An 11,599-nucleotide genomic window follows, 5' to 3' on the forward strand; every position below is an offset into this window, starting at 1 on the left:
CCGATAACGCCAACACCGTCGCTTGAGCGACCAGGAGCAACAACGTGGCGAACACCAGTTCTCAGAAATTCATTGCGCGCAACCGCGCGCCACGGGTCCAGATCGAGTACGACGTAGAACTCTACGGTGCCGAGAAAAAGGTCCAGTTGCCCTTCGTCATGGGCGTGATGGCCGACCTCGCCGGCAAGCCCGCCGAACCGCTGCCAGCGGTGGCCGACCGCAAGTTCCTGGAAATCGACGTCGACAATTTCGACTCGCGCCTCAAGGCCATGCAGCCACGGGTGGCGTTCCACGTGCCGAACGAATTGACCGGCGAAGGCAACCTGAGCCTGGACATCACCTTCGAAAGCCTGGAGGACTTCAGCCCGGCCAACGTCGCGCGCAAGGTCGATGCCCTGAACAAGCTGCTCGAAGCCCGCACTCAACTGGCCAACCTGCTGACCTACATGGACGGCAAGACCGGCGCCGAAGAAATCATCATGAAGGCCATCAAGGATCCGGCGTTGCTCCAGGCCCTGGCGAGTGCGCCAAAGCCCCAGGACTCCGAGCCCAGCGCTTAATCAGGACGAACGATCATGACCCAGTTGCAGCAAGACAACCAGGCGTTGCCCGGCACCAGCACCGAGCCCAGCGAATTCGCCAACCTGCTGATGCAGGAATTCAAACCCAAGACCGAGCGCGCCCGCGAAGCCGTCGAGGGCGCCGTGCGCACCCTGGCCGAACAGGCCCTGGCGCAGACCGACCTGGTGTCCAACGACGCCATCAAGTCCATCGAATCGATCATCGCCGCCATTGACGCCAAGCTCACCGCGCAGGTCAACCAGGTGATCCATCACCCTGAGTTCCAGCAGCTGGAAAGCGCCTGGCGCGGCCTGCACTACCTGGTCAACAACACCGAAAGCGACGAACAGCTGAAGATCCGCGTGCTGAACATCGCCAAGCCGGAGTTGCACAAGACCCTGAAGAAATTCAAGGGCACGGCCTGGGACCAGAGCCCGATCTTCAAGAAAATGTACGAAGAGGAATACGGCCAGTTCGGCGGCGAGCCTTACGGCTGCCTGGTGGGCGACTACTACTTCGACCAGTCGCCACCGGATGTCGAGCTGCTCGGCGAGCTGTCCAAGGTCTGCGCGGCGATGCACGCGCCGTTCATTGCCGCCGCTTCGCCGACCGTGATGGGCATGGGCTCGTGGCAGGAACTGTCGAACCCCCGCGACCTGACCAAGATCTTCACCACCCCGGAATATGCCGGCTGGCGTTCGCTGCGTGAATCGGAAGACTCGCGCTACATCGGCCTGACCATGCCGCGCTTCCTGGCACGCCTGCCCTATGGCGCCAAGACCGATCCGGTGGAAGCCTTCGCCTTCGAAGAAGACACCGACGGCGCCGACAGCGCCAAGTACACCTGGGCCAACGCGGCCTACGCCATGGCGGCGAACATCAACCGTTCGTTCAAGCACTACGGCTGGTGCTCGCGGATTCGCGGCGTCGAATCCGGCGGCGAAGTGCAGAACCTGCCGGCCCACACCTTCCCCACCGACGACGGTGGCGTGGACATGAAGTGCCCGACCGAAATCGCGATCTCCGACCGTCGCGAAGCCGAGTTGGCGAAGAACGGCTTCATGCCGCTGTTGCACAAGAAGAACACCGACTTCGCCGCGTTTATCGGCGCCCAGTCGCTGCAGAAACCGGCCGAATACGACGACCCGGACGCCACCGCCAACGCCAACCTGGCCGCGCGCCTGCCGTACCTGTTCGCCACCTGCCGCTTTGCCCATTACCTCAAGTGCATCGTGCGCGACAAGATCGGTTCGTTCAAAGAGAAGGACGAGATGCAGCGCTGGTTGCAGGACTGGATCCTCAACTATGTGGACGGCGATCCGGCCCACTCCACCGAAACCACCAAGGCCCAGCACCCACTGGCCGCGGCGGAAGTGGTGGTCGAGGACGTCGAGGGCAACCCGGGTTACTACACCTCCAAGTTCTTCCTGCGCCCGCACTACCAGCTCGAAGGCCTGACGGTGTCGTTGCGCCTGGTGTCGAAGCTGCCGTCGGCAAAAGGGGCGTAATCCCGAACCTTGTGGGTGCCACCCACCCTGTAGGAGCCGGCTTGCCGGCGATCGAGTGTGCAGCACTCGCAAAACCGCAGAACGCGGTCTTCCTGGAAGACCGGGTACTCGGGATTTACGACCGCTTCGCGGCCGATCGCCAGCAAGCCAGCTCCCACAAGGGACCGTGTAACCCGCGATAACAGCGAACCCGCCCCCCTACCCGGCGGGTCCTGTCCAACAACATCGTGGTGAAGACCACACTGGAGAAAACATGGCTGTTGATATCTTCATCAAGATCGGCGACATCAAGGGCGAGTCCCAGGACAAGGCCCACAAAGAGGAAATCGACGTCCTCAACTGGAGCTGGGGCATGTCCCAGTCCGGCAACATGCATATGGGTGGTGGCGGCGGTGCCGGCAAGGTCAATATCCAGGACCTGTCGTTGACCAAGTACGTCGACAAGGCGTCGCCGAACCTGATGATGCATTGCGCCAGCGGCAAGCACATCGACAAGGTCACCCTGGTGGTGCGCAAGGCCGGCGGCGAAAGCCAGGTCGAGTACATGAAGATCGACCTGGAAGAAGTGCTGGTCACGTCCCTGAGCACCGGCGGTTCGGGCAGCGATGATCGCCTGACCGAAAACGTCACCCTGAACTTCGCCCAGGTCAAGGTCGAGTACCAGGAGCAGAAAGCCGACGGCTCCAAGCAAGGCGGCCCGGTCAAGTTCGGCTGGAACATCCGCTCGAACATCAAGCTCTGACCCCTACGCCCCTGGCGCTCAGCGTCGGGGGCATGCGGTGTTACCCCGAATTCGATTCACTCCCGGTGTCCGAGCATGGCCAAGCCTTCGTTTCCCGTTCAGTGGCGCTGCCGCCGCGCAGTGTCCAGCCCCTGTGACGTCGCGCGATGAGCAATGTGCCGAGCGACCTCACCCTGCGCGAACGCCTGCAACCGTCGCTGCTCGACCGCCTGACCGACGACGAACCGGGCACTCTCCAGGAAGGCAGCGACAAACGCGTGCTGTCCCTGAGCCAACTCAAGGCCTCGGTGCTGCGTGACCTGACCTGGCTGCTCAACAGCACCAGCCTGCTCGACGCCGACGCCACCCTGCACACCCCGGCCGGCACTTCGGTGATCAACTACGGCCTGCCGGCGCTGGCGGGCAACAGCGCGTCGAGCATCGATGTGGCCGCCCTCGAAGGCCTGATCCACACTGCCATCACCACCTTCGAACCGCGCATCCTCAGCCATACGCTGCGGGTCCGGGCCCAGGTCGCCCACGGCGAGATGAACCACAACGCCCTGAGCTTCGAGATCGAAGGCGATCTCTGGGCGCTGCCGGCTTCATTGCCGCTGCTGCTGCGCACCGACCTCGACCTGGAATCCGGCCATGTCCGCGTGGTCCCCGCCGAGCAACGGAGACGCTCATGAACCCGCGCCTGCTCGACCTGTACAACCAGGAGCTGCAACACGTGCGCGAAAGCGCCGCCGAGTTCGCCAAGGAATACCCGAAGATCGCCGGGCGCCTGACGCTGTCCGGGCTTGATTGCGCCGACCCCTACGTCGAACGCCTGCTGGAAGGTTTCGCCTACCTCACCGCGCGGGTGCAACTCAAGCTCAATGCCGAATACCCGACCTTCACCCACAACCTGCTGGAAATCGCCTACCCGCACTACCTGGCGCCAACACCGTCGATGACCGTGGTGCAGTTGCAGACCGATCCGGACGAAGGCTCCCTGGCCGGCGGTTTCACCCTGCCCCGGGACAGCGTGTTGCGCGCCACCTTGGGCAAGGACACCCAGACTTCCTGCGAGTACCGCAGCGCCCACGCGGTGACGCTGTGGCCGTTGCAGGTCAGCCATGCCGAGTACTTCGGCAACCCGTCGGCGGTGCTCGGGCGCCTGGCCGCCAGCGAGCCGAAGGCCAAGGCCGGCCTGCGCCTGACCCTGCGCACCGGCGCCGAACTGCCGTTCAACCAGCTCGACCTGGACAGCCTGCCGCTCTACCTCAACGGTGCCGACGAGCAACCGTTTCGCCTCTACGAACAACTGCTGGGCAATGCCTGCGCGGTGTTCGCCCGTGCCCCCGGTGGCGACTGGGTCGAACGCCTGCCCGCCGATGCCCTGCGCGCCTGCGGCTTCGACGACCGCGAAGCGGCGATGCCGGTGGTGGCCCAAGCCTTCCAGGGCTATCGGCTGCTGCAGGAATACTTCGCCCTGCCCCAGCGCTACCTGTTCGTCGAATTCGCCGAACTGGGCCGCGCGGTCAAACGCTGCGCCGGCCAGGAACTGGAACTGATCGTGCTCTTCGAGCGCTTTGACCCGAGCCTGGAAAGCAGCGTCGGCGCCACGCAGTTCGTGCCCTTCTGCACCCCGGCGATCAACCTGTTCCCACGTCGGGTGGACCGTATCCACCTGTCCGAGCGGGTCAACGAACACCATGTGATCGCCGACCGCACCCGGCCCATGGACTTCGAGATCCACTCGCTGACCGGCGTCACCGGCCACGGCACCGGGCCCGACCAGCCGTTCCTGCCGTTCTATGCCGTGCGTGATCCATCCCGCTATGGCCGCGACCAGGCCTACTACACCCTGCGTCGCGAACCCCGGGTGCTGTCCAGCGAACAACGGCGCAAAGGCACCCGCTCGACCTACGTCGGCAGTGAAACCTTCATCAGCCTGGTGGACAACCGCCAGGCACCTTACGGTCACGACCTGCGCCAGCTGGGCGTCAGCGCCCTGTGCACCAACCGCGACCTGCCGCTGTTCATGAACGTCGGCAGCGGCAAGAGCGACTTCACCCTGGCCGACAGCGCCCCGGTCTCGGCGATCCGCTGCCTGGCCGGGCCGAGTCGGCCACGGGCCAGCCATGCCCACGACAACCAGGCCTGGCGCCTGATCAGCCAGCTGTCGCTGAACTACCTGTCGCTGAGCGAAGCCGGCCAGGGTGCCGCCGCCCTGCGCGAATTGCTGCGCCTGTATGGCGAAAGCAACGACGCCGCCCTGCAATTGCAGATCGAGGGCCTGCGCGAGGTCAGCAGCAAACCCTGTACCCGGCGCCTGCCGATGCCCGGGCCGATCGTCTTCGGCCGTGGCCTGGAGATCACCCTGGAATTCGATGAAAATGCGTTTCGCGGCACCGGGGTGTTCCTCCTCGGCGCGGTGTTCGAACGCTTCCTGGCACGCTACGTGTCGATCAACAGTTTTACCGAGACGGTGATCCGTACCACCGAACGCGGCGAGATCATGCGATGGAAAGCCAAGCCCGGACGTCGTCCGACCCTGTGAGCACGCTCACGGCGATGCAGGCCGAACCCTGGGAATACGACTTCTTCCAGGCATTGCGGCGTATCGAGTGCGAATCGCCGCACCTGCCGCGCTTCGGCCACTCCCAGCGCCTGGCCGACGACCCGCTGCGCCTCGGCCAGCAGCTCGACTGCGCCTTCGCCCCGGCGACCCTGGCGTCGATGACACCGGCCAGCGAGACCACGCCGGCGCGACTCGAACAGTTCTTCTTCGGCCTCGGCGGCCCCAACGGCCCGTTGCCGCTGCACCTGACCGAGTACATGCGCGAGCGCCAGCGCAACAATGCCGACAGCACCAGCAAGCGCTTCCTCGATGTGTTCCACCATCGCCTGCTGAGCCTGTTCTACCGGGCCTGGGCCGAAGCGCGGCCGACCGTCAGCCATGACCGCCCGGACGACGACTACTGGTCCGCGCGCCTGGCCGCCCTGAGTGGCCGGGGCATGCCCAGCCTGCTGAAACAGGGGCTGATCCCGGACACCGCCAAGCTGCACTTCAGCGGCCACCTCGCCGCCCAGACCCGCTACCCCGACGGCCTGCGCGCCATCCTCCAGGAGTATTTCGGGCTGCCGGTGCAGATCGAGGAGTACGTCGGCCAATGGCTGCACCTGCCGGAGCGCAGCCGTGTCGGCGTCAGCGCGCACCAGCTGGGCGTCGACTTCTGCCTGGGCCAGCATGTCTGGGACCGCCAGCACAAATTCCGCATCCGCGTCGGCCCGCTCAAGCTGGCCGACTACATGGGCCTGCTGCCCGACGGTGAACCCTTCCGCCACCTGGTGGCCTGGGTCGCCGAATACCTGGGGCACGAGCTGGACTGGGACCTGAACCTGGTCCTGGAACAGCCGCAAGTGCCCAAGCTGCAACTCAACGGCCAATTCCGCCTGGGTTTCAACACCTGGCTCGGCCAACCCCAAGAAGACGCCAAGGACCTGATCCTGGCCCGGCACTACGCCGATCAGGCCACCTCGGCCCACCATTCAAGGAGCCCGGACCATGGGTGAAATCAGCCGCGCCGCGTTATTCGGCAAACTCAACAGCGTCGCCTACAAGGCCATCGAAGCCGCCACGGTGTTCTGCAAACTGCGGGGCAATCCGTATGTGGAGCTGAGCCACTGGCTGCACCAGTTGCTGCAATTGCAGGACTCGGACCTGCACCGCCTGATCCGCCAGTTCAACATCGAACCGGCGCGCCTGGCCCGCGACCTGACCGACGCCCTGGACCGCCTGCCACGGGGTTCGACCTCGATCACCGACCTCTCGTCCCACGTCGAAGAAGCCGTGGAACGCGGCTGGGTCTATGGCAGCCTGATGTTCGGCGAAAGCCAGGTACGCACCGGCTACCTGATACTCGGCATCCTCAAGACCCCGAGCCTGCGCCATGCCTTGCTGGCGCTGTCGTCGGAGTTCGACAAGATCAAGGTCGAGGCCCTGAGCGAACGCTTTGACGAATACGTCGGCGACTCGCCGGAAAATCACCTGGGTGCCAGCGACGGCTTCACCGCCGGGGCGGTGCCGGGCGAAGCCAGCGGCGCCATGGCCCCCAGCGCCATGGGCAAGCAGGAAGCCCTCAAGCGTTTTACCGTGGACCTGACCGAACAGGCCCGCAGTGGCAAGCTCGATCCTATCGTCGGCCGCGATGAGGAGATTCGCCAGTTGGTGGATATCCTGATGCGTCGGCGCCAGAACAACCCGATCCTCACGGGCGAAGCCGGCGTCGGCAAGACCGCCGTGGTCGAAGGCTTTGCCCTGCGCATCGTCGCCGGCGACGTGCCGCCAGCCCTGAAAGATGTGGAGCTGCGCAGCCTCGATGTCGGCCTGCTGCAGGCCGGCGCAAGCATGAAAGGCGAGTTCGAACAGCGCCTGCGCCAGGTCATCGAAGACGTCCAGGCCTCGCCCAAGCCGATCATCCTGTTTATCGACGAAGCCCACACCCTGGTGGGTGCCGGTGGCGCCGCCGGCACTGGTGACGCGGCCAACCTGCTGAAACCGGCACTGGCCCGTGGCACCTTGCGCACCGTGGCCGCGACCACCTGGGCCGAGTACAAGAAACACATCGAGAAAGACCCGGCCCTGACCCGCCGTTTCCAGGTGGTGCAGGTCGCAGAGCCGTCGGAAGACAAGGCCCTGCTGATGATGCGCGGCGTTGCCTCGACCATGGAAAAACACCATCAGGTGCAGATCCTCGACGAAGCGCTGGAGGCCTCGGTCAAGCTGTCGCACCGTTATATTCCGGCGCGCCAGTTGCCGGACAAATCCGTCAGCCTGCTGGACACCGCCTGCGCCCGGGTTGCCATCAGCCTGCATGCGGTGCCCGCCGAAGTGGATGACAGCCGTCGACGTATCGAAGCGCTGGAAATCGAGTTGCAGATCATTGCCCGCGAACACGCCATCGGCGTCGATACCGCCGCGCGACGCAGCAACAGCGAGAACCTGTTGAACGCCGAACGCGAGCGCCTGGCCGAACTGGAAGTGCGCTGGGCCGATGAGAAAGCCCTGGTGGACGAACTGCTCGCCACCCGCGCCGAGCTGCGCGCAAGCGCCGGCGTGGTGGACAGCGATATCGAGCTGGGCCACGCGCTGCGGGAAAAACTGGTCGACCTGCAACAGCGCCTCAGCACCCTGCAAGGCGAAACCCCGTTGATCCTGCCGACCGTGGACTACCAGGCGGTGGCCTCGGTGGTGGCCGACTGGACCGGTATTCCGGTGGGCCGCATGGCCCGCAACGAACTGGAAACCGTGCTCAATCTCGACCAGCATCTGCAGAAGCGCATCATCGGCCAGGACCATGCCCTGCGGATGATCGCCAAGCGCATCCAGACCTCCCGCGCCGGCCTCGACAACCCGAGCAAGCCGATCGGCGTGTTCATGCTCGCCGGCACCTCGGGCGTCGGCAAGACCGAAACCGCCCTGGCCCTGGCCGAAGCCATGTACGGCGGCGAGCAGAACGTCATCACCATCAATATGAGCGAGTTCCAGGAAGCCCATACCGTCTCGACGCTCAAGGGCGCCCCGCCCGGCTATGTCGGTTACGGCGAAGGTGGCGTGCTGACTGAAGCCGTGCGGCGCAAGCCTTACAGCGTGGTGTTGCTGGACGAAGTGGAAAAGGCCCACCCGGACGTGCACGAGATCTTTTTCCAGGTTTTCGACAAGGGCGTGATGGAAGACGGCGAAGGCCGGGTGATCGACTTCAAGAACACCCTGATCCTGCTGACCACCAACGCCGGTACCGAACTGATCTCGCATCTGTGCAAGGACGCCGGCAACGTGCCGGACCCGGAGGAGATCGCCAAGGCGCTACGCCAGCCGTTGCTGGAGATTTTCCCGCCGGCGTTGCTGGGGCGGTTGGTGACCATTCCTTACTATCCGCTGAGCGACACCATGCTCAAGGCGATCACCCGCTTGCAGTTGGGACGGATCAAGAAGCGCGTGGAAAGCACCCACAAGGTGGCCTTCGATTTCGACGACGGAGTGGTGGACCTGATCGTTTCGCGCTGCACCGAGACTGAGAGCGGCGGCCGGATGATCGACACCATCCTGACCAACAGTTTGCTGCCGGACATGAGCCGCGAATTCCTCACGCGCATGCTCGAAGGCAAGGCGCTGGCGGGGGTACGGATCAGTGAGCGGGATAACGAGCTGCATTACCAGTTCAGCGACGCGGGCGCCTGAGCCTATAGCGAATTGTGGCGAGCGGGCTTGCCCGCGCTCGACTGCGAAGCAGTCGCAAAACCGGTCACTTCGGTCTACCTGATACACCGAATTCGCTGGTTTCAGGGGTGCTTCGCACCCCAACGCGGGCAAGCCCGCTCGCCACAGAGGCCCGCCCGAACACCACAATACCCAGAGATAACCCATGCTATTCACCCAAGCCACCCGCCTGGCCCAGATCAACAGCCCCCTCGGGCCGGATGTCCTGTTGCTCAAGGATTTCGGCGGCGGCGAGGAGCTGGGGCGGCTGTTCGACTACGAATTGCACCTGACCTCCAACGACGGCGCCCTGGACCTCAACCAGTTGCTGGGCAAACCCATGAGCCTGTCGCTACAGGTCCAGGGCGGCCTGCGCCACTTCCACGGCATCGTCGCCCGCTGCAGCCAGAACGTCAGCCAAGGCCAGTTCGCCAGCTACTCGGTGACCCTGCGCCCCTGGCTCTGGCTGCTGACCCGCACCTCCGACTGCCGGATCTTCCAGCACCAGAGCATCCCGCAGATCATCAAGCAGGTGTTCCGCGACCTCGGTTTCTCCGACTTCGAAGACGCCCTCAGCCAGCCCTATCGCGAGTGGGAATACTGCGTCCAGTACCGCGAAAGCAGCTTCGACTTCGTCAGCCGGCTGATGGAACAGGAAGGTATCTACTACTACTTCCGCCATGAAAAGGACCGCCATGTGCTGGTCCTGGCCGACGCCTACGGCGCCCACCACAGCGCCCCGGGCTACGAATCGCTGCCCTACTACCCGCCGGACGGCCAGCATCGCGAGCGCGACCACCTCAACGGCTGGCACCTGGCCCAGGAAGTCCAGCCCGGCTCTCTGGAACTCAACGACTACGACTTCCAGCGCCCCAGCGCGCGGATCGACGTGCGCTCGGCGATGCCGCGCCCGCACACCGCCGGCGACTATCCGCTGTACGACTACCCCGGCACCTACGTGCAGAGCCAGGACGGCGAGCACTACGCCCGCACCCGTATCGAAGCGATCCAGAGCCTGCATGAACGGGTCGAACTCAACGGCAATGCCCGTGGTGTGGGTTCCGGGCACCTGTTCAGCCTCACCGGCTTCGGTCGCCAGGACCAGAATCGCGAATACCTGATCGTCGGCGCCCGTTACTACATCGCCCAGGAAAACCTGGAGTCCGGCGCGACAGGGGCCGGCGCGCAGTTCGAAAGCAGCCTGAGCTGCATCGACGCGCAACAGAGCTTCCGCCCCCTGGCGAACACCGCGCGGCCCACCGTCAAGGGCCCGCAGACCGCCGTGGTGGTGGGCCCGGCCGGCGAGGAAATCTGGACCGACCAGTTCGGCCGGGTCAAGGTGCACTTCCACTGGGACCGCCACGACCAATCCAACGAAAACAGCTCCTGCTGGATTCGCGTGTCCCAGGCCTGGGCCGGCAAGAACTGGGGCTCGATGCAGATTCCGCGGATCGGCCAGGAAGTCATTGTCAGTTTCCTCGAAGGCGATCCCGACCGGCCGATCATCACCGGCCGGGTCTACAACGCCGAACAGACGGTGCCCTACGACCTGCCCGCCAACGCCACCCAGAGCGGCATGAAAAGCCGTTCGAGCAAGGGCGGCAGCCCGGCCAACTTCAACGAAATCCGCATGGAAGACAAGAAAGGCGCCGAGCAGCTGTACATCCATGCCGAGCGCAACCAGGACATCGTGGTCGAGGTCGACGAAAGCCATGCGGTAGGCCACGACCGCAACAAGAGCGTGGGGCGCGACGAGACGGTGACTATCGGCTCGGTGCGCCTGCGCGCGGTCAAGGACGACGACATCCTGGTGGTCGGCCGCAAGAAGACCGACAGCATCAGCCAGAGCTATGTCATCGAGGTCGGCGAAAACCTGCGCCTGGTCTGCGGCGAAAGCGTGCTGGAGCTGAACGCCAGCGGACAGATCAACCTGAGCGGCGTGCAGATCAGCTTCCATGCCTCGGGCGATGCCGAGTTCAACACCGGCGGCACCCTGCACCTGAACAACGGCGGCGGCCCCGGCGCGTCGCCCGAAGGCCAAGGCGTCAAAGGCAGCATCGACGCCAGCGTCAACGCGATGTTCCCCAAGCCCAAATAACGAGATTCGCGAGCCATGACCTACCGCCTCAATGAATTCCAGTTCGCCCTGCCCGAGAGCGAGCTGCTGGACGCCTCGATCAATATCCTCAAGTTCCCGGAGCTGGGGACTTCGCTGATCGTCAGCCGCAGCCAGCTGGCCGAGGGTGAAACCCTGCAAAGCAACTTCGACGCTCAGCTCAAGCGCCTGGAACAGCAGGTCCAGGAACTGCGCTACCAACCGGGCCAGGCCGTGCGCCTGGGCGCCGATCAGTCGGTGGACGGCATCGAATTGCGCAGCCAGTTCAGCAAGGGTGCGGAGAAGGTCTTCCAGTACCAGCTCGCGCTGGTGTTGCCGGGCACCCGCAAGATGCTCGCCCTGAGCTACGTCAAGGCTGACAAGCTGGGGGATGCCGAAGCGGCGCATTGGGCGACGATCAAGCAGTCCCTGCAATTCGACCGGGTGGTGTGACGGAAGCCGTG

9 protein-coding genes are annotated in these 11,599 nt (G+C 64.7%); all 9 read left to right on the forward strand.

Annotated features, from left to right (window positions below; translation table 11 throughout):
• Nucleotides 1-44 precede the first annotated feature (44 nt).
• A complete protein-coding gene (gene tssB, locus M5B42_RS21225) occupies nucleotides 45-560 on the forward strand; it encodes a type VI secretion system contractile sheath small subunit (RefSeq protein WP_103495520.1) in 516 nt (171 codons plus the stop codon).
• Between the two features lie 15 nt (nucleotides 561-575).
• Nucleotides 576-2,069 carry a type VI secretion system contractile sheath large subunit gene (gene tssC / locus M5B42_RS21230; RefSeq protein WP_248746906.1) on the forward strand — a complete coding sequence of 498 codons (1,494 nt, stop codon included), beginning with the start codon at nucleotides 576-578 and terminating at the stop codon, nucleotides 2,067-2,069.
• 253 nt (nucleotides 2,070-2,322) lie between these two features.
• A complete protein-coding gene (locus tag M5B42_RS21235; RefSeq protein WP_103495522.1) occupies nucleotides 2,323-2,811 on the forward strand; it encodes a type VI secretion system tube protein Hcp in 489 nt (162 codons plus the stop codon).
• A gap of 155 nt (nucleotides 2,812-2,966) precedes the next feature.
• Complete coding sequence (gene tssE / locus M5B42_RS21240; protein WP_103495526.1) at nucleotides 2,967-3,482, forward strand: type VI secretion system baseplate subunit TssE; 516 nt, start codon at nucleotides 2,967-2,969, stop codon at nucleotides 3,480-3,482.
• On the forward strand, nucleotides 3,479-5,338 hold the full coding sequence (gene tssF, locus M5B42_RS21245; RefSeq protein ID WP_248746907.1) for a type VI secretion system baseplate subunit TssF: 1,860 nt from the start codon (nucleotides 3,479-3,481) through the stop codon (nucleotides 5,336-5,338). Before tssE ends, tssF begins: the two co-directional genes overlap by 4 nt.
• Nucleotides 5,302-6,354 carry a type VI secretion system baseplate subunit TssG gene (tssG, locus tag M5B42_RS21250; RefSeq protein WP_248746908.1) on the forward strand — a complete coding sequence of 351 codons (1,053 nt, stop codon included), beginning with the start codon at nucleotides 5,302-5,304 and terminating at the stop codon, nucleotides 6,352-6,354. The genes tssF and tssG overlap by 37 nt, the downstream gene beginning before the upstream one ends.
• Nucleotides 6,347-9,022, forward strand: coding sequence for a type VI secretion system ATPase TssH (tssH, locus tag M5B42_RS21255; protein ID WP_248746909.1), 2,676 nt, complete (start codon nucleotides 6,347-6,349; stop codon nucleotides 9,020-9,022). The genes tssG and tssH overlap by 8 nt, the downstream gene beginning before the upstream one ends.
• A gap of 184 nt (nucleotides 9,023-9,206) precedes the next feature.
• Complete coding sequence (locus M5B42_RS21260) at nucleotides 9,207-11,138, forward strand: type VI secretion system tip protein VgrG (RefSeq protein WP_248746910.1); 1,932 nt, start codon at nucleotides 9,207-9,209, stop codon at nucleotides 11,136-11,138.
• Between the two features lie 15 nt (nucleotides 11,139-11,153).
• Nucleotides 11,154-11,588, forward strand: a complete 435-nt coding sequence (locus M5B42_RS21265; RefSeq protein WP_100939801.1) for a DcrB-related protein — start codon at nucleotides 11,154-11,156, stop codon at nucleotides 11,586-11,588.
• The last annotated feature ends 11 nt before the right edge of the window (nucleotides 11,589-11,599 follow it).

It is taken from the genome of Pseudomonas sp. MWU12-2037 (genome assembly GCF_023242345.1).
In the GTDB taxonomy this organism is placed as follows: Bacteria; Pseudomonadota; Gammaproteobacteria; order Pseudomonadales; family Pseudomonadaceae; genus Aquipseudomonas; species Aquipseudomonas gingeri_D.

Coding starts and splice junctions, on each gene's coding strand:
- tssC (WP_248746906.1), top strand. CDS start 576: ATGACCCAGTTGCAGCAAGACAACCAGGCGTTGCCCGGCACCAGCACC.
- M5B42_RS21235 (WP_103495522.1), top strand. CDS start 2,323: ATGGCTGTTGATATCTTCATCAAGATCGGCGACATCAAGGGCGAGTCC.
- tssF (WP_248746907.1), top strand. CDS start 3,479: ATGAACCCGCGCCTGCTCGACCTGTACAACCAGGAGCTGCAACACGTG.
- tssG (WP_248746908.1), top strand. CDS start 5,302: ATGGAAAGCCAAGCCCGGACGTCGTCCGACCCTGTGAGCACGCTCACG.
- tssH (WP_248746909.1), top strand. CDS start 6,347: ATGGGTGAAATCAGCCGCGCCGCGTTATTCGGCAAACTCAACAGCGTC.
- M5B42_RS21260 (WP_248746910.1), top strand. CDS start 9,207: ATGCTATTCACCCAAGCCACCCGCCTGGCCCAGATCAACAGCCCCCTC.
- M5B42_RS21265 (WP_100939801.1), top strand. CDS start 11,154: ATGACCTACCGCCTCAATGAATTCCAGTTCGCCCTGCCCGAGAGCGAG.